The sequence below is a fragment of the Rhodococcus huquni genome (genome assembly GCF_055231055.1).
In genome coordinates this window covers 13,503-32,987 of sequence record NZ_JBUYWE010000016.1, presented here as the reverse complement: position 1 = coordinate 32,987, position 19,485 = coordinate 13,503, and the positions used below count along the sequence as shown (strand labels likewise).

21 protein-coding genes are annotated in these 19,485 nt (G+C 65.0%); 6 read left to right on the top strand and 15 right to left on the bottom strand.

What is annotated here, in order from left to right:
- Positions 1-10: 10 nt before the first annotated feature.
- The 6 genes from ACZI8R_RS20190 to ACZI8R_RS20165 form a co-directional block, all read right to left on the bottom strand.
- Positions 11-334, bottom strand: coding sequence for a hypothetical protein (locus ACZI8R_RS20190; RefSeq protein WP_463381452.1), 324 nt, complete (start codon positions 332-334; stop codon positions 11-13).
- 155 nt (positions 335-489) lie between these two features.
- Positions 490-804: a helix-turn-helix domain-containing protein gene (locus ACZI8R_RS20185; protein ID WP_463381451.1), complete on the bottom strand. Its 315-nt coding sequence runs from the start codon at positions 802-804 to the stop codon at positions 490-492.
- A 243-nt stretch (positions 805-1,047) separates the two neighbouring features.
- A complete protein-coding gene (locus ACZI8R_RS20180; protein WP_463381450.1) occupies positions 1,048-2,319 on the bottom strand; it encodes a glycoside hydrolase family 183 protein in 1,272 nt (423 codons plus the stop codon).
- Positions 2,320-2,543: 224 nt separating this feature from the next.
- Positions 2,544-3,866: a S1 family peptidase gene (locus ACZI8R_RS20175; RefSeq protein WP_463381449.1), complete on the bottom strand. Its 1,323-nt coding sequence runs from the start codon at positions 3,864-3,866 to the stop codon at positions 2,544-2,546.
- Between the two features lie 202 nt (positions 3,867-4,068).
- Positions 4,069-5,388, bottom strand: coding sequence for a S1 family peptidase (locus tag ACZI8R_RS20170; protein ID WP_463381448.1), 1,320 nt, complete (start codon positions 5,386-5,388; stop codon positions 4,069-4,071).
- 102 nt (positions 5,389-5,490) lie between these two features.
- A complete protein-coding gene (locus ACZI8R_RS20165; RefSeq protein ID WP_463381447.1) occupies positions 5,491-6,723 on the bottom strand; it encodes a hypothetical protein in 1,233 nt (410 codons plus the stop codon).
- A 149-nt stretch (positions 6,724-6,872) separates the two neighbouring features.
- On the opposite strand from ACZI8R_RS20165, the gene ACZI8R_RS20160 reads away from it, so the two are divergent.
- The 3 genes from ACZI8R_RS20160 (at position 6,873) to ACZI8R_RS20150 (ending at position 9,677) form a co-directional block, all read left to right on the top strand.
- Entirely contained in the window at positions 6,873-8,111 is a 1,239-nt protein-coding gene (locus ACZI8R_RS20160) for a hemolysin family protein (protein ID WP_463381446.1), read from the top strand.
- 169 nt (positions 8,112-8,280) lie between these two features.
- Positions 8,281-9,207, top strand: a complete 927-nt coding sequence (locus tag ACZI8R_RS20155; RefSeq protein WP_463381445.1) for an RNA polymerase sigma-70 factor — start codon at positions 8,281-8,283, stop codon at positions 9,205-9,207.
- Positions 9,204-9,677 carry a flavodoxin family protein gene (locus ACZI8R_RS20150; RefSeq protein ID WP_463381444.1) on the top strand — a complete coding sequence of 158 codons (474 nt, stop codon included), beginning with the start codon at positions 9,204-9,206 and terminating at the stop codon, positions 9,675-9,677. Before ACZI8R_RS20155 ends, ACZI8R_RS20150 begins: the two co-directional genes overlap by 4 nt.
- 76 nt (positions 9,678-9,753) lie before the next feature.
- Here ACZI8R_RS20150 and ACZI8R_RS20145 read toward each other — a convergent pair whose 3' ends face one another.
- From ACZI8R_RS20145 to ACZI8R_RS20125, 5 genes are all read right to left on the bottom strand, one after another.
- Positions 9,754-10,293 (bottom strand): DinB family protein, encoded by a 540-nt coding sequence (locus ACZI8R_RS20145; protein ID WP_463381443.1) that lies wholly within the window; start codon positions 10,291-10,293, stop codon positions 9,754-9,756.
- A gap of 68 nt (positions 10,294-10,361) precedes the next feature.
- Entirely contained in the window at positions 10,362-11,585 is a 1,224-nt protein-coding gene (locus tag ACZI8R_RS20140) for an RNA polymerase sigma factor (protein WP_463381442.1), read from the bottom strand.
- Positions 11,582-11,860 carry a YciI family protein gene (locus tag ACZI8R_RS20135; protein ID WP_463381441.1) on the bottom strand — a complete coding sequence of 93 codons (279 nt, stop codon included), beginning with the start codon at positions 11,858-11,860 and terminating at the stop codon, positions 11,582-11,584. The genes ACZI8R_RS20140 and ACZI8R_RS20135 overlap by 4 nt, the downstream gene beginning before the upstream one ends.
- Positions 11,861-11,864: 4 nt before the next feature.
- Positions 11,865-12,251, bottom strand: a complete 387-nt coding sequence (locus ACZI8R_RS20130) for a YciI family protein (RefSeq protein ID WP_463381440.1) — start codon at positions 12,249-12,251, stop codon at positions 11,865-11,867.
- 10 nt (positions 12,252-12,261) lie between these two features.
- Positions 12,262-13,011, bottom strand: a complete 750-nt coding sequence (locus ACZI8R_RS20125; RefSeq protein WP_463381439.1) for a VOC family protein — start codon at positions 13,009-13,011, stop codon at positions 12,262-12,264.
- 92 nt (positions 13,012-13,103) lie between these two features.
- On the opposite strand from ACZI8R_RS20125, the gene ACZI8R_RS20120 reads away from it, so the two are divergent.
- Positions 13,104-13,868: an ABC transporter permease gene (locus ACZI8R_RS20120; protein ID WP_463381438.1), complete on the top strand. Its 765-nt coding sequence runs from the start codon at positions 13,104-13,106 to the stop codon at positions 13,866-13,868.
- Here the strand turns inward: ACZI8R_RS20120 and ACZI8R_RS20115 are convergent, their stop codons facing one another.
- Positions 13,869-15,122, bottom strand: coding sequence for a multidrug effflux MFS transporter (locus tag ACZI8R_RS20115; RefSeq protein WP_463381437.1), 1,254 nt, complete (start codon positions 15,120-15,122; stop codon positions 13,869-13,871).
- A gap of 99 nt (positions 15,123-15,221) precedes the next feature.
- Between ACZI8R_RS20115 and ACZI8R_RS20110 the strand changes: the two genes are divergently transcribed.
- Positions 15,222-15,692, top strand: coding sequence for a MarR family winged helix-turn-helix transcriptional regulator (locus ACZI8R_RS20110; RefSeq protein ID WP_463381436.1), 471 nt, complete (start codon positions 15,222-15,224; stop codon positions 15,690-15,692).
- Between the two features lie 10 nt (positions 15,693-15,702).
- Here ACZI8R_RS20110 and ACZI8R_RS20105 read toward each other — a convergent pair whose 3' ends face one another.
- The 3 genes from ACZI8R_RS20105 to ACZI8R_RS20095 form a co-directional block, all read right to left on the bottom strand.
- Complete coding sequence (locus tag ACZI8R_RS20105) at positions 15,703-16,341, bottom strand: DUF305 domain-containing protein (RefSeq protein WP_463381435.1); 639 nt, start codon at positions 16,339-16,341, stop codon at positions 15,703-15,705.
- An 83-nt stretch (positions 16,342-16,424) separates the two neighbouring features.
- Entirely contained in the window at positions 16,425-16,862 is a 438-nt protein-coding gene (locus ACZI8R_RS20100; protein WP_463381434.1) for a DUF6153 family protein, read from the bottom strand.
- Between the two features lie 5 nt (positions 16,863-16,867).
- Entirely contained in the window at positions 16,868-18,838 is a 1,971-nt protein-coding gene (locus tag ACZI8R_RS20095) for a heavy metal translocating P-type ATPase (RefSeq protein WP_463381471.1), read from the bottom strand.
- 305 nt (positions 18,839-19,143) lie between these two features.
- Between ACZI8R_RS20095 and ACZI8R_RS20090 the strand changes: the two genes are divergently transcribed.
- Positions 19,144-19,440: a hypothetical protein gene (locus tag ACZI8R_RS20090; protein WP_463381433.1), complete on the top strand. Its 297-nt coding sequence runs from the start codon at positions 19,144-19,146 to the stop codon at positions 19,438-19,440.
- The last annotated feature ends 45 nt before the right edge of the window (positions 19,441-19,485 follow it).

Here is a 19,485-nt window from a genome sequence, read left to right as displayed (position 1 = left end):
AGATATCGAATCAGCGTTCAAATGACTGGTCGGGATCTTCCCGTCTTACAACGTATGCCGTGCCGGATGGGTCGATGGGGCGGTCCGGTATCTCGCGCAGGGTGTTGGCGATTTTTCGCCACCGGGCGCGGTCGGCAGCAAGGGCGCGATGTGCTCCCTGTCGGGACGCTACAGCCAGCTCCGCTCCGGGGTCTGGGGGAGTCTTGGTGAACCGTTGGATTTCAGCGTCGAGTGCATCGATCTCCACCTGGATACCCGCGAGGACTTGTTCCGCTGCATTGGCGAGGGGCGTGTCGATCGGCAGCATCTCCGCAAATCGGGCTGCAGCGCCCATGAGTTCCTTGCTGTGTCCGTACATAGAAAGCAATCTTCCACGATGACGAGGGGTTGGTCGCTGTACTCAATCTGGGTGGCGATGACTCAGGTCGAATGGTGGATAGGGTCCTGTTCGGGACCAGGTAGTGCCGCGAGCTGCGTTATGTGCCGTGCTCACCCCAAGGTCAAGGACCGGTCTCCAAAGTCTGCCACTACGCGTAGACGACCACCAAGGGCTTCTACGTAGGACTCCAAAGTTCCGAGCTGGGCGTGTCGGAGGTCGCCTCGCTCGATCTGGGAGACCCGAGACTGGGAAATTCCCATCACCTCGGCCACCGTCTCCTGGCGAGTCCATCCTTGTTCGCGACGGATCTCGACCAGGCGGTGGGCTCGGACCTCCTCGTGCATGGTCTTGCTGGCATCGCCGACGGCCTGCTCGTCGAGTCGCTCGGCGACCTCAGCTCGCACCTCGCGCCAGTTTCGCGCCATTTCCCGCACCTCCTGGGGGATATTGTCGGTGTACCACTGCTTCCATTCGCCAGCCTTGTCGCCTGCGACTAGCAGGACCGACTGTCGCTGAGGACCAGTGAATCACCAAAAGTATAACCTTTACCTTCTATTTTCGATAGAGATGCTCCTTATAGGGGTCTCGACGCAGATCCCCCAACGGCGCCATCTACAAGCTGACCGCGCAAGTGTTGTCCGAGCCGAGCGACCACCGGCCCAGTCGCGTTACTCGCCCGGGAAGTCGACGCCCACCACTCGGGCCTCTCCGGTGGCAACGGGATCGGGTCGATCGACCGAATCAGTGGCAGTCATCTGTAGGCCGTCCAGGTCGGTACGCATGTAGATCACGTTGTAGCGATTCCATGTGGTGGCAACGAAGTGCAGGTTCTGCCCGCTCGATTGCGGGTGCATGAAACCGCCGTAGAGGCCGGGCAACATCGCCGCGTTGAGCAAGGTCTGTGTGCCACTCCACGGGCCCTCGAGCCGGTCGGCCTGCCGGATCACCAGCCCCTTGGCCGGGTCGGTGTACATCGCGACGTACTTGTTCAGGTAGTCGTTCCACTGCACGGACAGTTCGCTCACCGTGCCCGGGATCACCTCGGCGGCTGCCGTGATGTCACGCTCCCACGACGATCCGTTCCAATACTCGTACGCGGCCAGATCGTTGATCTGGGCACCCTGCACACGAGAGAGCCGCGCCGGCCCGAATCGCCCTGAAGGCGTTCCGAATTCGTAAACCCAGCCGTCGGAGCCGGATACGAAAGCGCTCTGCTGGAAGTTCTCGTTACCGGCGGAGATGGCAGGGATGCCAGGGATTTCCAGTCCGGACGCGTTCACTCGCGCGGTCGACGGCTCGGTCGTCCAGGTCTCGCCGTTGTCGGTGGATCTGGCGAGACCCGAATAGTTGGTGGTCCAGTCTCCGGGTGTGTCCCAGCTGCGCACGGACATGTACCGCACGTATTGGTCGGCCCCGACTGCAACACCCGCTGTCGGAATGACCGTGTACTCGACCGGGCTGCCCGGTGGCAGGTCGAGTAGGCCGTTGATGATCTGCTTGGAGTGATTCGGCGCATCGAGCGGCGAACTGTCGATCCTCATCCCGTCCGTGATGTCGGCGTCGTTGCTACGGAACAGCACGTTGCTGCGCCAGTCGGCCCCCGAGGTGGCGCAGTCACCGACGGTATCGCCGAACGCCATGAGAACGTCGCCGTTGCGTCCGTCCCACATGATCCCCAGGTCGGTGCCGGAGACGCTGAAGCGATCGATCGTGTTGTTCGGGCTGCCGGGGCCCGTCACCATCTCGATGGCCTTCGTCCGGCCGATCAGCTGAGGTAAGCCACCGTCCGGCGGGCCCGTCAACCAGGGCAGGCCGAAGTCGCGAAGCAGGCCACTCGAACTACCCAGCGCGGCGCTGCCGCTACTCCCGGACGACTGACCGCAGGGCCCGCCCTGCGCTGCGGCCGAGGATCCGGTCGCCACCGACAGAGACACTGCCATTGCGGCGACCGCGGCCACCGATAAGCATCTTTTCACCTGCACGAACCTGTCCCTTCGACGTACCGGTTTCGCGCATGATCGAATCACGGCCGATGCGAACCTGTGTGACCTGTGTGAATATTGTTACAAAAGGGACATGGCGGCCAGCCTCGGAGGACCATCGCCCCTGAACACAACTGTGGCCCGGCAGCGATTGCTGCCGGGCCACAATGTTCGGTGAGTGACTACGAAGTGCGCAGTTTCAGTCCCGGGTTCTCGCCGAGCACCGTGTTGATCGGTGTCGCGTAGAGCTCCGGTCCTTCTCCGAGGATGAAGGTGACCAAGCTGGCGACCTCGCACAGCGGGTACTGGCCGACGTTGGAGGCGCTCGAGATACCGAGAGCCTGCGTGCCCGTCACGATCGTTCCGCCACTGTCACCCTGCAGGGCGCAGATGTTGGTGGAGAAACCGTTGGTGAGCGTGCGATCGCCGACCGACACCGTCTGGTTGGCGGCGGTGACGACACCACAGTTGAAGCCTGTGGTGAGGCCGGACTTGCAGGCAGGTGCACCGACCACAGGCTCTGCAGTTCCGGTGATGCCGAGCGGGGCTGCACCGGGAACGCGGACGCCGTTGTTCTCGAGGCGGTGGCCTGCGCCGTCGTCAGCGCGGATGAGGGCATAGTCGTGGTTCGCGAGGCTCGTCTTGGCGAAGGTGCCGATGCGCTGTCCGGCGCCACCGTCGGGCGCGAGGGTGAATGCTTCGGATGCCCCAGGCGTGCCGGCAGCCGCGCGGTTGGGATCGCAGTGGCCCGCCGTGATGTTGACCGGCTGTCCCGAACCGTTGGTGGCGTTGAAGCCGAGCGAACAACGGAGTCCGACGTCGCCACCGATCGCGCCGTAGGCGTCGCCGCCGAGCAGCGAGTCCGCAGGGGGCGGTCCCGCAATGGGTGTCAGGTCGGTCGACGGTGCCGGCGTCTGAGGTGCCGGGGACGGGACGATGCGCGCGCCCGTCAGGAAGTCGGGCAGCTGCAGACCGGCACTGGTGTCGGCGCGAAGCACAAGATTGTTGTGAACGATGTCCACGGCGAAGCCGCGGACGATGTCTGCCACTGCGGGAGGCTGGTTGTCGAGCCAGCCGTCGAGCTTGTCGGCCTGCTCGCGCAGTTCCCGTTCGCTCTGTGCGACGTCGGTGACCGTGAAACCGGCGCCCTCCGCAGCCTTGCGGGCAGCGGGCTTGTCTTTGCCGTCGGCGAGTGCGACGACGGCCTTGCCGCCTTCGTCGAGCCAGGTGCCCGCGAAGGCATCCGGGTACTGCATGCGCGCGATCTTCGTGAACTCGGCAAGCTTCTGGCCGAGCTCGGACTGCTCCACGTACTGATCAGGGCTCAGCTTCAGGTCGCGCTGGATTGCGTCGACGAGCTCGGCGGGGAGCTTGGCAGCCTGGTCGGAGACCTGGGGCTCGACGGGCTCTACAGGCTCGGCCTGGGCGATAGTGGTCGCCGGTCCGAGTAGCAGGAGCGCGGCGGAGCCGAATACGGCGGCACGACGTGCGATGGAGCTTCGCATGGGGGCCTTTCTATGGGTCAGGTCGGGCGACTCCTGGAAGGGAGTGCGCACGACAACGACCCCCCGTTTGGAAAGCCGTTCAGAGTCGCAGTCGACTATATGGGTTCGGAGCCGGTATTCCCACCCGCAACAGAGGTGAGCAGTAACAAAAATCGGCCCGCCTCCCCGACAGCTCGAGGAGGCGGGCCGATTGGAACGAGAATCAGCTGTTCACTGTGCGAACTTGGAGGCCGTTTCCGGCGGCAGAAACTATGTCCTCGACCGGAATTCCCAGATTGGCGGTGCCGCCCTCGGGGGCCAGAACGAGGTTCGCCTCCGTGCAGTTGGGGGCGCCGCTGGCATTGGAGCCACTGGTGATTCCGAGGGCGAGAGTGCCCGACACGATGGCCCCGCCGCTGTCGCCAGCGAGGGTGCAGGCGGTACCGGCGAATCCGCGGATGGTTCGCGAGGATCCGTCGTGCACGTGCAGTTGGGTCTCGACGTGGTCGGCGGCGACGATTCCGCAGGTGAACGACGAGCTCTGCCCCGACTTGCAGATCGGTGCGCCGACGACCGGACGTGCGGTGCCGGTGATCTGCAGGGTGGTGCCGTTGGCGCCGCGGACGGTGGGACGGTCGAGGCCGGCCTTCACGCCCTTGTCGTTCAGCGCGATCACGGAGTAGTCGAGGCCGTTGGCCGGGTCGCCCACGGACGACTGCGAGAACGAGCCGACCTTGGTGCTGTTGTCGATGTTCTGCGGATCGGGCAGGTAGACCGGCGAGGGTTCCCCGAGAGCCGGGTTGCAGTGGCCGGCACTGATGTTCACCGCGTCGCCGTTGCCGTCGACCCCGTTGAATCCGAGTGAGCACACGGAGATCTGCCCCAGCTCGGTGTCCCGGATCTCGCCTGGCGTGGTGATGTAGGTGTCGCCGCCCATCGGGCCGTGATCGACCGGGCCGCCGCCACCCGGGCTGAGCATGACCTTGACGTTGGCCAGCAGGGTTGGCAGGTTGAGTGCCTGTCCCACAGGGCTGTTGACGACATCGATGACGATTCGGTTGTCGAGGTAGTCGATCGAGGTCGAATTGATCTGGGACGAGATGTCTTTCGGGAGCCCGCCGATCCAGTTGTTCAGATCCGAGAGGCTCTTCTCGAGTCCGTTCGCGGAAACGGGAGACATGCGGGTGTTGTAGCCGGCGGCCGATGCGCGGCTCGCAGCCTCGTCGGAGGTGACGGCGACGACAGGCTTGCCGTCGAGACCGATCCACGCGCCCGCGAACTCGTTGGGATGCTGCTGACGGAAGTCCTGGGCGTAGGAGCCGAGGTCCTGCGCCTTCGCGGCGCGGTCCAGGTACTCCTCGGGGCTGATCTTCAGATCGCGCTGGATCGCCTCGACGAGCTCTGCCGGCAACTCCTGGGCGCTGAGCTGATCGACACCGTTCTGCGTAACAGGTTCCGCCTGGGCAGTGCCCGTGAACGAGAAAAGAATGAGCGCCGCCGCGGCGCTCACAGCTGCGGCGCGAGGCGCCAGCTTGTTACGCATGAAGTCCCTTCGGGTCGAAGTATCAGCGACCCAGCTTAATTATGCTGCCGCGCAACTTCAGCGCCGGGTGTGATCTCCGACTCGGACACGCCGACAAAACGGTCAGGGCAGAAGCGTGTCGGCGACCGCGACCCTCTTTGCACCCTCTTCTTCGCTGGGATCGGCAGGGTCCGGGACGTCCGGATTCTCAGGATCCGCTGGGTCTGTCGATTCGTCCGGAGTCGTCGTTTCGGGTGGAGTGGTCGGCTCCGTGGTCGTCGTTTCGGTGGGGGTTTCGGTGGTCGGAGCAGGCGGTTCCACGGTGGTGGGCGCAGGCGGCGCTGCCGTCGGAATCTGGACGGGGGGCGCGGCAGGAACGGGCTGCTCCACTACCACCGGCAACGGGTCCGCTACCTGGTGCGGGATCGGCGCCTCGTGGACTGCGGCCTCGTGCGGCGCGACCGTGGGGAACTTGATCGGCGCGTTCCGGGTAGTCGTGGAGGTGGCATCGGCCTGGGTCACATCCCGGATGGGCGGGGCATCGGTGGAGCCGGTGTAGCCGAATGCCAGCGCGGCGGCGATGCCGGCCAAGGTCAGGATTCCGGCTGCTGCGCCCGCGAGGAGCAGTGGTTTGCGCGCCGGGACGGGTACGTCTTTCTCGATGGGTGCGGCTTGCGCCGCAGCCGGAGTGGCGGCCGGGAGCGCGGTGCCGATGTCTGCCGCGACGAAATGCTCCGAAGCCGGGATGACGATGGCTTGCGAGTAGGCCATCGCCTCCTCGCGCGGAACGGCCGGGAACGAGTCCGTGTCGAACGGTTGTGCGTTGCGTGGAAGCCGGACGCCGGAGCCGATCAATGCACCACCGTGGGCGGCGGCCCAGCCGGGGCGGCTGTCGGATACGGCCGAGTCGGCCTCGTCGTCGGTGGCGTACGACTCCGCGGAGACGGCGACCGCTTCTTCGGCGGAGACCAGCTTGGCGTGCTGCAGGCCCATGTAGTCGAGCGATTCACGGAGTGCTCGGGTTGCGTCCTCCGACCAGCCGCAGGGATGGGCGGCCACCACGTCCACGTCACCGTGCAGACCTGTGGCGAGGTCGCGGAAGAGGCAGAACATGGCGGTGGCGATCAGGTCCTCGGCGCGAGTCTCGGCCCCGGCGTACCGGATCCCTTCTGTCGCGCCGACCTTGCTCACGAACCCTTCGACGGAATCGTTGGAGCGCGTCCCCAGTTCGACGCCGCCGTCCGGTCCCGGTGTCAGCACCGTGGCACGCTCGACGGTGCGCAGGGCGGCTCCGGGGGTGGTTACCACCGCGACGCTTTGTGTCTCCCCGACATAGAGCCCGACTCCGGTAGCCATCACATTCCTCACGGTTCGTTCCGGGTGCGCCGCTTGGTGCGCCGTGACCTGTGTGTCGCGTCGGGGGCGCGAATGGTTACAGAAACTTCCATGTCCGAAATGTCGGTATTGCTCTAGACTGAGTGCACTCGACCGAGGATGCACCCGAGATGACTCAACCGCTCGTCGCCAACCTCGTGCTGGTCCTGGTGTTCATCCTGGTCGGAGGCGTGTTCGCCGGGGCCGAGATTGCCCTCGTCACGTTGCGCGACAGCCAGATTGCGAATCTGGAGAGCCGGGGATCACGCGGTGCGCGGACCGCCGCCCTGGCCCGTGACCCGAACCGCTTCCTCTCCGCCGTCCAGGTTGGCGTCACCGTCGCCGGCTTCTTCTCTGCGGCCTACGGTGCTTCCGCCGTCGCACCGGACCTGGTGCCGACCCTCGAACAGTGGGGCCTTTCACCGGGAGTGGCGAACGCATGTGCCCTCGTCGGGACAACCCTCGTCATCGCTTACGTGTCACTGATACTCGGCGAACTGGTGCCCAAGCGCATCGGGCTGCAACGGGCCACCGGCGTCGCGCTGGCAGTCGGTCCGGTCATCGATCGATTCGCGGTGGTGATGAGGCCAGTCATAGCGATGCTGTCCGCGTCGACGGACCTGTGCGTGCGCCTGCTCGGCGGAGACCCGACGAAGAAGAGCGAGAGCATCACTCACGCCGAACTGCGTGACCTGGTGACCGGCCACACCGCGCTCGGTGACGACGAACGCCGCATCCTCGCAGACGTTTTCGACACTCAGCAGCGCTCTCTGGCGGAGGTGATGCGTCCACGCACCGAAGTCGAATTCATCGATGCGGGTACGCCCGTCGACGACGCACGCGCGCAGGCGCTGCACGGCGGACACACTCGCTACCCGGTCAACCGCGACTCGCTCGACGACGTCGTCGGAGTGGTCCACGTTCGTGATCTCCTCGTTGCGGGTGCGGGCGTATCGACTGCTCGCGACGTGACGACCGAGATTCTGCACCTACCCGGGTCGAAACCGGCCCTGTCCGCCCTGTCGGTGATGCGAACCGAGAACATGAGAATGGCTGTGGTGGTGGACGAATACGGCGGCACCGCAGGGATCGTCACGTTCGAGGACATCGTCGAGGAGCTGATCGGCGAGATCGGGGCAGGCCGCGAGAGCGCACCTCGAGTGGACGGGCTGCTGATCATCGAGGAGTTCGGCGAACGCACCGGCATCGTGATTCCGGAGGGTCCGTACGAGACCGTTGCGGGGTTCGTGATGTTCGAACTTCGTCGAGTTCCGCATGCCGGAGACAGTGTGGTGGTCGGCGACCATCGGCTGACCGTCACGCGCATGGACGGGAGGCGGATTGCCCAACTGGGTATCGCGCCGATGTGACCCCCCGCCCCTGACCAATGTCACACCGGTTCAGCTGACGCGAACCGGTGTGACATTGGTCAGGGGAAATGGGGAGGGAAACCGGGCGAATCCGGCCTGTTGTCACATCTTCGCGACGGTCGGTGTCCATACGTTGTCGGACCGACCGGCGAAAAGGTAAGGAGGTCGTATGCCAGACGCGACCACAGAGGTGTTCACAGAGTGCCGTCCGCTGCTGTTCACCATCGCATACGAGATTCTGGGCAGCGCCGCAGACGCGGAGGACGTCGTGCAGGAGAGCTACCTACGCTGGTCTGCCGTCGATGCGACGACGATCGAGAGTCCACGCGCATTTCTGGCGCAAATCGTCACCAGGCAGGCGCTCAATCTGTCGCGAGGGGCACGGCGCCGCCGCGAGGACTACGTGGGCAGCTGGCTCCCCGAACCGATCAGCACTGCGCCCGAGGTCGACGAGGATGCTCTTCTCGCCGAGTCGGTATCGATCGCGATGTTGTTGGTGCTCGAGACGCTCGGTCCACACGAGCGGGCCGTGTTCGTTCTCAGCGAGGTGTTCGGGTACAGCCACAAGGAAATTGCCGTCATGGTGGACAAATCCGATGCGGCCGTTCGGCAGATTGCGCATCGTGCCCGTGGGCACGTCCATGCACGTCGGCCGCGCTTCCGGCCCGATCGAGAGTCGAGTGACACCATCGTCGGACAGTTCCTCCTCGCTGCCAGAAACGGGGACGTGCGACAACTGATGGATCTGATGGCGCCAGGGGTCGTCGAGATCACCGATGGCGGCGGAAAGGTGACTGCGGCACGTAAACCCGTCGTCGGGTCCGAACGGGTTGCCCGCTTCATCGTCGGTCTCGCATGTAAGTCCATGGCGGGATTCGGGGCGACCCTGACGACTTTCAATGCGCTACCCGCTCTGTTGATCACCGACGAGGGACAGACCGATTCCGTGCTCGTATTCGACATCCACGACGGGCTCGTGCACGGCCTCTACGTCGTCCGGAACCCCGACAAGCTCGGCGATAGCAGTACCTTGCGCCCGCTCACACGCGTGACACGACCCGACGAGAACTCGAAATCGACAGGAGACCCACTGTGAAGACACTGATCGTGTGCACGTCCGTTTCGCACGGAAATACTCGCAAGGTCGCCGACGCCATGGGCGACGTGCTGTCGGCTCGGGTCCTGACTCCCGAACAAGTCGATCCAGCCACGTTGGGAGATTACGACCTGGTGGGCCTCGGATCCGGGATCTTTCACATGTCTTTTCACCCGCAGCTACGAGAATTCATCCGAACCATGCCCTCGCAGCGCGGAACCCCAGCGTTCATCTTCTGCACCAGCGGGTTTCCCGAGCCGCCCTTTCGGCGGTACAGCCGTTCTCTCGCACGACTGGTCAGTGACAGGGGGCTGACCGTGGTCGACACGTTCTCGTGCCGGGCGTTCGACACCTGGGCGCCGTTGAAGTTGGTCGGCGGGGTGAGGAAGGGCCGGCCGGACGCCGACGATCTGCAGGCCGCCCGCGCGTTCGCCCAGGGTCTGAAGACGCAGATAGCCACCGCATCCTGACTCCCGCCCCCTGACCAATGTCACACCGGTTCGCGTGAGCTGAACCGGTGTGACATTGGTCAGGGAAAGGGTTGGGTCAGAACTCCATCCCGGCGTCCGCGCCCATCTGCATCGTGGTGTTCGCGCCGTCCAGGGATTCGCGAATGATGTCCGCGTGCCCCGAGTGGTGCGAGGTCTCCCTGATGATGTGCAGCAGGACCTTTCGGGCCGTCCACCATTCGCGCTCGGGTGCCCACGGAGCGGTGGGCAGCGGCACCAGCACGTCCAGGTCGTCGAGGCCGGCGATCGTATCTCTTGTCCGCTGTGCCACCGCCTCGTACTTCTTCACCTGCTCGGAGAACAACTCGCTTTCGTTGAGCTGGTAGGTGTCCATCGCGGACTCCATGTCGAACTCGGCGTTCTCGTCCGGTTCGAGAATCTTGGTGATCCAATCACCTTCGACGTGGGCGAGATGTTTGACGAGCCCACCGAGCGTCAACGTGCTCACGGTGGTCCGCGCGAGTGCCTGCTCCTGATCGAGCCCGCGCAGGGTGATGAGGAAGTTGTGCCGCTGATCTTCGAGAATCGCCAGCAGGTCTGCGCGTTCACCGGTGAGTGCCGAGGCCGTGTTGCTCATGTCGCGTGCTCCTTCGAGTTGGTGGTGATGGCTACGCTATGGGGGATTGAGGTCAGGAACGGTCCTAGTTAAACGTCTCGACCCTTCTTTTCCAGATATCGCTGTTCGGGGAGGCTGGTAGTGCGGCGCGCGGCCTCTTCGTAGGCCGTCCGAGCGGCGGCCGAATCGCCGGCGAGGTCGAGAAGGTGAGCGCGCACCGCGAACCACCGGTGATGTTCGGTGATTCGCGCATCGCCGGTCATCGAATCCAGGGCGAGGAGACCGGTCTGCGGTCCGTCGGCCATCGCCAGTGCGACAGCCCGATTGAGCGACACCATCGGCCCGTCGTCGAACTGCGCGAGAAGGTCGTACAACGCCACGATCTGTGGCCAGTCGGTATCCGAGGAGTTCGACGCTTCGCAGTGGATCGCAGCGATCGCGGCCTGTAATTGATAGGGGCCGAGCGGGTTGCGCGCCAACGCTGCAGTGATCAGGTCGATTCCCTCGCTGATCTGGTCGCGGTCCCACGAACCGCGGTCCTGTTCGTCCAGCGGAACGAGTGTGCCGTCGGCGCGAGTACGTGCCTCCGACCGGGCATCCGTGAGAAGCATCAACGCGAGTAGCCCGGCAACCTCGCCGTCGTCGGGAAGCAGGCGACGCACTGTTCGGGTGAGGCGAATGGCCTCGGCGGTCAACTCCGGGGAGTGCAGGTCCTTCCCCGAGGTGGACGTGTAGCCCTCGTTGAAGATCAGATAGAGCACGTGCAGAACGGCCCTCATACGGTCGGCATCCACGCGTGTCGGCATCTCGAAACGGGCGCCCGCACGTTTGATGCTCTGCTTGGCCCGGCTGATCCGTTGGGCCATGGTCGTTTCCGGAACGAGAAACGCACCCGCGATCTGCGCAGTGGTCAGGCCGACAACAGCGCGGAGAGTGAGCGCGATCTGCGACGCCGAGGACAGCGACGGGTGACAGCACAGCACCAGCAGCGAGAGGGTGTCCTCTACCCCTGATGTGGGCGAGTGTTCATCGGCAACCAGCGGGGCAGTCAGTGCCGCGACATTCATTTCGCGGGTTCGTCGCGCGCTGTCGCTGCGCAACTGGTCCATCTGTCGCCGAGCGGCCACCGTGATCAGCCAGCCGAGTGGATTCTCCGGCAAGTCCTCCGCTTGCCACTGATTCGACGCGACCAGCAGGGCTTCTTGGACCGCATCCTCGGCGGTATCGAAATGCCCGTAGCGGCGGACCACCGCACCGAGAACCTGTGGTGCCAACTCCCGCAACAAGTCCTCGGTGGGGCGGTCCGCTGTCACATCTCCATTCCTGCCGCGCGCATGACCGGCCGAATCGCGATTTCGGTAGACCGGTCGGTCAGGGTGCGTGCGATTCCGCGGGCCCGATCCATCGATTCGCATTCGACCACGACGTACCCGGAAAGAGTTGCGCCGGTGCCATGTTCGCGCGTGCCGAGACTCGGATGCGCAAGCACCGCCAAGTCGATGAGCTCACCGGACGAAGTGATCGCATCGACCGACGACTCGTCGAACTCCACTGGGCTGTCGCCGTGTGCGAGGAGTATGTATCGCATTGCGCTACTCGGGTTTCGGCCAGATCACGTCGTCCTCGCCGCGGGTGAACGACTCCAGGATCGGCCGCACTTCGACCGCGTTGTAGCGCGCATCCGGAATGCGTGAGGCGATGTCGATCGCTTCCTGTTCGGTGTCGCACTCCACCACGTAGTAGCCCGCGAGCTGTTCCTTGGACTCCGCATACGGACCGTCGGTCACGGTCGGCACTCCGCCGCGCACGACGACGCTCTTGGTCGTGCCGGGCTCGTCGAGCCTGCCCGTGTGGACGAGGTCGCCCCGGTCGATCAGCGGATTCCCGACTGTACGGTGCTCGTCCATCATGGCGTCGAAACGTTGGTTGACCACGGCGGACGACTCCGGGTTGTGCAGGATGAGCAGTAGATACTTCATCGAATCTCTCCTAGTCGTCCTGCAGCACGGACAGGACGTTGCCCGAGGGGTCGGTGAACCAGGCGATCAGTGGTCCGCCGCCTCGGAAGATTCCCTTCTCGTCGGCGGGCATGTGCTCGTACTTCTCGAACGTCACGCCCCGCGAACTCAGTTCGTCGACCGCCTGCTCGATGTCGGGAACGGGCAGATTGAGGATCGTGTAGCCGGCGGGCTGGTGATCGGGCTTGGGGTAGAGCAGGACGGTGTGCGTGCCGCCCAGGTGCAGCCCGAGGGTTCCCATGTCCTCGTCCGTGACCTCGAGACCGATCGTGTCGGTGTAGAAACGCTTCGCCTCGTCGGTGTCGCGAACTGCGAACCCACTGAAGGGCCGGCGTGCCAAGGGTAATGCTCCTGCTGGTTGCTGTGTCGCGTAGTAGTCCGGCTTCATTCCGATGATCTGGACGTAGTTACCGTCCGGGTCGACGACGGTGCCGAACAGGCCGGGACCGCGGTCTTCGACGTGTGCCAGCCAGTTCACGCCGAGGGTGTTCAGGTTCGATTCGGCTGCGCGTACGTTGTCGGGATTGAAGTTCAGGATGACCCGTCCGGGTTCGGGAGTGGTGGTCGCGACGTCGTCCCGATGCTCGAAGAGGATGCCGACCTCCCCGAACAGGACCGGGCCGTTTCCGGTATCGGTACCGCCGAAAGCATCGATGTACCAGGAGCGCAGTCGGTCGGGGTTGGTGCTGCCGAGCAGAATGGAGCCGAGTGGGGTGTTCATGTCGTCCTCCTGAGGTGGTTGGTACAGGGAACGTCGAACCAGTGTGCTCGATCTCGACATCCGCCACGGATCTTTTGGGGAAGACTGAGCCGGTGAGTACGTCATTGGCCGACCCCGGTGTCGCGCTCGCCGTTCTGTGCGTGGTCATGCTCGTGTGCGCAGCGGTCGTCTATCGCGTCACGGCGCTGGGGCGACCGTGGGTACCGCCCGCCGCAGCGGCGCGCGGAGCGCTTCAGCTCGCCGCTGTGTCGCTGGTGCTGACGGCAGCGCTCACGCACCTGTGGTCGTCGATTCTGGTCCTGGTGGTGATGCTCGGGGCCGCGGTGTTCACGTCCGTACGGAGGGCGAACGCAGGGCGCTCGGCGTGGTGGCTGGCCGTTGCGCTCGTCTCCGGGATCGGCGCGGTGCTTCCCATGATGTTGATCAGTGGGGTGGTGCCCTTCGAAGGAGTCGCACTGGTGCCGGTCGGTGGCATCGTGCTCGGGAACGCGATGACCGCCACCTCCCTTGCTGCCCGAAAAGGACTCGACGCGGTCGGGCAGCGATGGGGTGAGGTGGAGGCCGCCATGAGCTTGGGGATGACCGACCGCGACGCACGACTCGAAGTGGTCCGTCCGGCCGCCTCCGACGCGTTGCTCCCGGGGCTGGACCAGACTCGGACGGTGGGTCTGGTGACGCTGCCCGGTGCCTTCGTCGGTGTGTTGCTGGCCAGCGGTTCGGCAGTTCAGGCGGGAGCCGTCCAGATCCTCGTTCTCGTCGGACTGCTACTGGCCCAGACCATCACGGTGGCGGTCACCATCGAACTGGTGGCTCGTGGAACGGTGGCAAGGACATCCGCGACCGCCCGGAGAAGCTGATCAGCCGACGGTGGCCACGGACTCGGTGTCGACATCGATGTCATCGGTGGTGGCACCTCGGGCGGTCATGGTGAACATCGCACCGGCCACGAACGCGGCAACGACCATGGCGACCGCCATCGGTGCGGCGGTGTTTTCGCCACCGAGTCCGACGATCGGGGAAATGATCGCGGCCAGACCGAACTGCACCGCACCGAGTACAGCCGAGCCGGTACCTGCACTTCCCGGAACTTCGAGGGTGGCCAGGGTCGCGGCATTGGCGAAGATGAAGCCCAAGCTCAGAACGGTGAAGAACAGCAACACCAGGGCAGGCCACAGGCTGATGCCCACCAGTACCCACACCAACAGCGCCGTGGTGGTCACCGCAAGTGCCAGGATGCCGACGCCGAGCATGCCGCGGAGACTGAAGCGATTGGCCAGCCCCGCTGCGAGCGAGCTCGAGAGCATCAAGCCCAGCGAGTTCACGGCGAACACCACCGCATACATACCGGCGGACAACCCGAAGATGTTCTGTAGCACGAACGGCGAGGCCGAGATGTACGCGAAGAACGCGGTGAAGGCGAATCCGAAGGCCAGCGTGTACCCCATATACGTGCGGTTGCGCACGACCTTGCCGACGCTGACGAGCAGGTTGGACAGTCCGCCGGCGTGACGGTCTTCGGCGGGCAGGGACTCTGGGACGAACAGGGTTGCTGCGACCACCATGAGAGCCGTCAGGCCCGAAAGAATCCAGAACACCCCCCGCCACCCGATGGAATCGATCAGGAGCCCACCGACCAGTGGGGCCACGACGGGTGCGACACCGCCGATGATCATCAACAAACCGAACAATTGTGCTGCGCGTGGCCCCTGTGTGCGATCGGCGACGATTGCGCGAGCGAGTACTACACCTGCCGCGCCGGCGAACCCTTGGACGAAGCGTGCGGTGATGAGCATTTCGATCGAGGGTGCCAGCGCCGTGCCGATGCCGGCGACGAGGCAGACGACAGAGCCGATGAGCAGCGGAGTCCGTCGGCCCCACTGATCCGAGAGGGGCCCGATCACCAATTGTCCCAATGCCATTCCGATGAAGAAGGCGGTCAGGGTCAATTGGATGCTGCTGGCGCCGGTGCCGAGATCTTCTGCCATCGCGGGGAATCCGGGCAGGTACATGTCCGTGGCCAGTGGCGGCACGGCGGTCAGCAGAGCCAGTACGGCCATCAGTAGCGCCGAAGGGGGCAGGGGCGCCGAACGTTCGACGACGGAGGTAGTCATGGGGCTGAAGGGATCCAATCGAGCATGAGGAGTGGCGGACCAGGCCGGTCCAGTTACCTATTGAAACATAGGCTATTGGTTCATTGGTAATATCGCGGGATGCCCAGCACCGATCGCGTCGCCGATCCCACTCAGGACCTCGCTGCGATTCTGCGTGATCTGAGCTGGCTGATTCAGCGCCGGGAACCGGTGGAAACAGTCGGATTGAAAGCGCTTCCCGCCCCCGAGCTTGCGGTCCTCAAAACCGTTCACGACCAGCCCGGGATCAGCGTCTCGGCCGCAGCGGCCGGACTGGCGATGCATCCGAACAACGTCAGCGCCGCGGTCCGGGCACTGGTCGCGGAGGGCCTGGTCAGGCGCAGCCCCGCACCCCATGACAAGCGGATAGTCGAACTGCACCCCACTGCAACCTCGATCCGGCACCGCGACATGATCAGGGCGGCATGGTCGCAACACATCGCCGAGGTGATCGATCGGCTCGATGCAGACCACCGCCGGCAACTGCTCGATGCGCTGCCGGCGGTGGAGGCGTTGGTCGCCGAGCTGCGCACGACGTCCCCGGAAAAATAGCCCGGTCGTACTACTTCTGCGACAACATGGCATTCATGGTGGTGATTTCAGCCTGCTGCGCCTCGATGATCGCGGTGGCCATGTTCTTGGCGTCGGTGTTCTCGCCATCCGCGAGTTCCGTCTCCGCCATGTCGATGGCACCGGCGTGATGATCGACCATCATCGTCAGCCACATGGTGTCGAACTCGGCGCCACTCTTGCCGGCGAGTTCGGTCATCTGCCCGTCGGTCATCATCCCGCTCATATGGCCACTGCCGTGATCCATGCCGCCCATCTCGGGTGCGGGTTTGCCCCATTGCTGGAGCAGGGTGGTCATCTCTTTCATCTCGGGTCCCTGAGCGGCCTCGATGTCGTTGGCCAGATCGATAACCTGCTGGTCGGTTGTGCGGCCGTCGACCATGTTCGCCATCTCGACGGCTTGCTCGTGATGCGGATACATCATCTGCAGGAACTCCGCGTCGGCATCGTTGAACGCAGCGGACTCGCTCTCCGCGTTCGCGGTCTCGGATTGGACGGCGGACGTGCCAGGCATGTCGCTCATATCGTGCCCGTCGTTGTTGTCGTCACTACAGCCGGCAACGGCAAGCACTGCGATGGCAGCTCCGGCGGTCACGGCGAACTTGGCGCGGTCGAAACGGTTGATCCACATGATGAAGCTCCTCGGAAGTCGAAGTAAGAAGGGGTGTTCGGGCAGATGTGCCCGGTCGGTGACCCACCGCGGTGGGTCACCTGTCACACCCTCGAGATCGACAGTTGAGTGAGGGTCGGGGTGGTCCAAGGTGGTGCTCGGGGCTCCCCGCGTCGTAGCCAGGAGACTCGGGGACGCAGATTCCGTTCGGCGGGAGCAGCGACGAGATGCAGACGTGAGATCGACAGCAGCGCGGCGACCACCACCACAGCCATGCACAGGTGCAGCCCCGTGTGCTGAGAGCAGTGGCCGCCCTCGCATCCGTTCTCGGAGGCTGCGGCGATCGACGACGCGCCTGTGCGGTTCTGGTCCGCGCGCTCCGATGATGCGACGCCGTGATGCCCGGTGGAATCGGGGGCGGGGGAAACGAGAGGAGCCGAATGCATGAACACGATGCCCAGCAGGACCGCCCCGACCGCGATCAGTCGAGACAGTTGCCGTCGAGGGCGTGTCGGTGACCCTGGAACCGACGAGGTTGGCATCAGATTCATTGTCGCATGAGCCGGTCGGGGTCCAGGTCGAGGCGACGCAGTAGTTGTGCGTTGAGTGCGACGACGATCGTCGAGATCGACATCAACACGGCTGCGACTGCAGGGGAGATCGCGATGCCGGCGAAGGCGAGCACTCCGGCGGCCAGGGGGACCGCGATGATGTTGTAGCCGGTGGCCCAGACCAGGTTCTGCCACATCTTCCGGTAACTGGCATGGGAGAGGTCGACGATCGACAGCACCGCTCGCGGATCGTTGCCCGCCAGGACCACGCCGGCCGATTCGATCGCCACGTCGGTGCCTGCGCCGATCGCGATCCCGACGTCGGCCCGCGCCAGGGCGGGGGCGTCGTTGACGCCGTCCCCGACCATCGCCACTGTGTGGCCGCGGCCCTGTAGCTCGGCGACCTCGGTGTCCTTGTTTTCTGGGAGGACCTCCGCGAACACCTCGTCTATGCCGAGGTCGGCGGCGACGGCGTCGGCGACCTGACGGGCGTCGCCGGTGATCATCGCGACTTGGAGTCCGCGCTCGTGCAGGGCGTCGACGGCCTGACGCGATTCGTCGCGGACGGTGTCCTCGAGAGCGATCGCCCCGACGACCCGGCCGTCACGCACGACGTGCAGCACCGAGGCGCCGCGTGCCACCCACCGCTCGGTCACTCGGGCCACCTCCGGCGGCGCGCTGGTTTCGAGATCGGCAAGCATCGCGGGCCCGCCCACGCTGACCTCGGCATCGTCGACCGTGGCACGTACCCCGCGCCCGGGCAGTGACTGGAATCCTTCGGCACGGCGTTGTGTTCCGGCGGGGGCCTTCGACCCGGCGGCGGCGACGATGGCCCGGGCGACGGGGTGTTCGCTGTCAGCTTCGACTGCGGCGGCGAGCAGGAGCAGTTCGTCTTCGTCGGTGCCGTCGGCGGCGGTGATCCCTGTGACGGCGTGCTTTCCCTGCGTCAGGGTGCCGGTCTTGTCGAACAGGACCACATCGACGGTGCGCATCCGTTCCAGCGAGAGGCGGTCCTTGACCAGCACACCGGCCTTGGCTGCGCGTTCTGTGGAAATCGCGATCACCAGAGGGATGGCCAGACCCAGAGCGTGCGGGCAGGCGATGACCAGAACGGTCACGGTTCGGACCACGGCCTCGTCGAGGTTGCCCAATGCTGCCCACACGGCGAACGTGATTGTCGCTGCGCCGCTGGCGAAATAGAACAGGAAGGCGGCGGCCCGGTCGGCCAATGCCTGGGCCCGCGACGACGACTCCTGGGCGTCGGCGACCATGCGTTGGATGCCGGCCAGCGCGGTGTCCTCGCCGACTGCGTCGACCGTGACCCGTAGTGCGCTGTCGGTAGCGACGGTCCCGGCGACCAAGGTGTCACCGACCCGGCGGGTGACCGGCTTGGATTCGCCCGTGATCATCGACTCGTCGACCTCGGCGCTGCCCTCGATCACGGTGCCATCAGCCGGCACCCGTGCCCCCGCGCGGACAAGAACGACATCGCCGGTCTCGAGGTCGGAGATCGAGACTTCCACGACGCCGTCGTCGGTGACCTTGTCCGCGGAGTCCGGTAGCAGTGCGGCCAAGGCGTCGAGTGCTCCCGAGGCCGAGCCCAGTGCGCGCATCTCCAGCCAGTGCCCCAGCAACATGATCACGATCAGCAGCGCCAGCTCCCACCAGAAATCGAGATCGAAGCCGCCGATCTCGAGGGTCGTGATCCAGGACGCGATGAAGGACACCGAGATGGCCATGCCGATCAACAACATCATTCCGGGTCGGCGCGATCGCATCTCGGCGACTGCGCCGGTCAGGAACGGCATGCCGCCGTAGACGAAGATCACCGTGCCCAGCACCGGTGCGACCCACCCCGCCCCGGGGAAGTCCGGCACCGAATACCCGAGTAGGTCGGCGAACATGTGACTGAAGCCCACTACCGGTATCGACAGGGCAAGGCTCACCCAGAACTTGCGCCGGAACATCTCCCCGTGAGCCCCGTGAGCCCCGTGTCCCTGGTGTTCGTCGTGCCCCTGGTGCTCGGCGGGTACGTGTTCGTGCTGTGTGGTGGTCGCCGAATGCGAGCTCGGATGTTCCACTTCTCCTCCTCGAATCAGCGTCTCCGCCTGCCCGGGCGGCGTGATCTGGTAGTGCAAACCATACCCCCCTACCGTATACGTGTCGATAGGTTTCGAGTTGCGAGCCAGGGTCGGCTCGGGGTCGATTTCTCAGGGGCGGAATCAGGTGCTTCCTGGATGTTGTTGTTCCTGGTGAGACGAAAGATCGAACTATGAACATTCGAAGCGCATTGACAGGTTCGGCCACCCTCGTTGCATCGGTCGCTCTGGCGTCGGTGGGAATCGGCGCGGCAGTGGCTCTGGCTCCGCCGGCGGGCGCCGACCCGGTGGTCTACTGCAGTGCTTCGGTGCCCGGGGGATCGAACGATCCCTACGACCCGGACCCGCACTACGGCGGCACCAGCAACGACGAATACGACCCCGATCCGTACTACGGGGGGTCCTCGGCGGACGAGTACGACCCCGATCCGCATTATGGCGGAACGGTCAACGACTACTGCACGATCTGAGCTGATGCCTCACCGAGCTGGGGATTCTCCGCGGCGGGAACAATC

Bases quoted from the DNA above. Each gene is read 5' to 3' on its own strand.
- ACZI8R_RS20190 (WP_463381452.1), bottom strand. From the start codon at position 334: ATGGGCGCTGCAGCCCGATTTGCGGAGATGCTGCCGATCGACACGCCC.
- ACZI8R_RS20185 (WP_463381451.1), bottom strand. From the start codon at position 804: ATGGCGCGAAACTGGCGCGAGGTGCGAGCTGAGGTCGCCGAGCGACTC.
- ACZI8R_RS20180 (WP_463381450.1), bottom strand. From the start codon at position 2,319: ATGGCAGTGTCTCTGTCGGTGGCGACCGGATCCTCGGCCGCAGCGCAG.
- ACZI8R_RS20175 (WP_463381449.1), bottom strand. From the start codon at position 3,866: ATGCGAAGCTCCATCGCACGTCGTGCCGCCGTATTCGGCTCCGCCGCG.
- ACZI8R_RS20170 (WP_463381448.1), bottom strand. From the start codon at position 5,388: ATGCGTAACAAGCTGGCGCCTCGCGCCGCAGCTGTGAGCGCCGCGGCG.
- ACZI8R_RS20165 (WP_463381447.1), bottom strand. From the start codon at position 6,723: ATGGCTACCGGAGTCGGGCTCTATGTCGGGGAGACACAAAGCGTCGCG.
- ACZI8R_RS20160 (WP_463381446.1), top strand. From the start codon at position 6,873: ATGACTCAACCGCTCGTCGCCAACCTCGTGCTGGTCCTGGTGTTCATC.
- ACZI8R_RS20155 (WP_463381445.1), top strand. From the start codon at position 8,281: ATGCCAGACGCGACCACAGAGGTGTTCACAGAGTGCCGTCCGCTGCTG.
- ACZI8R_RS20145 (WP_463381443.1), bottom strand. From the start codon at position 10,293: ATGAGCAACACGGCCTCGGCACTCACCGGTGAACGCGCAGACCTGCTG.
- ACZI8R_RS20135 (WP_463381441.1), bottom strand. From the start codon at position 11,860: ATGCGATACATACTCCTCGCACACGGCGACAGCCCAGTGGAGTTCGAC.
- ACZI8R_RS20130 (WP_463381440.1), bottom strand. From the start codon at position 12,251: ATGAAGTATCTACTGCTCATCCTGCACAACCCGGAGTCGTCCGCCGTG.
- ACZI8R_RS20125 (WP_463381439.1), bottom strand. From the start codon at position 13,011: ATGAACACCCCACTCGGCTCCATTCTGCTCGGCAGCACCAACCCCGAC.
- ACZI8R_RS20115 (WP_463381437.1), bottom strand. From the start codon at position 15,122: ATGACTACCTCCGTCGTCGAACGTTCGGCGCCCCTGCCCCCTTCGGCG.
- ACZI8R_RS20110 (WP_463381436.1), top strand. From the start codon at position 15,222: ATGCCCAGCACCGATCGCGTCGCCGATCCCACTCAGGACCTCGCTGCG.
- ACZI8R_RS20105 (WP_463381435.1), bottom strand. From the start codon at position 16,341: ATGTGGATCAACCGTTTCGACCGCGCCAAGTTCGCCGTGACCGCCGGA.
- ACZI8R_RS20100 (WP_463381434.1), bottom strand. From the start codon at position 16,862: ATGCCAACCTCGTCGGTTCCAGGGTCACCGACACGCCCTCGACGGCAA.
- ACZI8R_RS20095 (WP_463381471.1), bottom strand. From the start codon at position 18,838: ATGTTCCGGCGCAAGTTCTGGGTGAGCCTTGCCCTGTCGATACCGGTA.
- ACZI8R_RS20090 (WP_463381433.1), top strand. From the start codon at position 19,144: ATGAACATTCGAAGCGCATTGACAGGTTCGGCCACCCTCGTTGCATCG.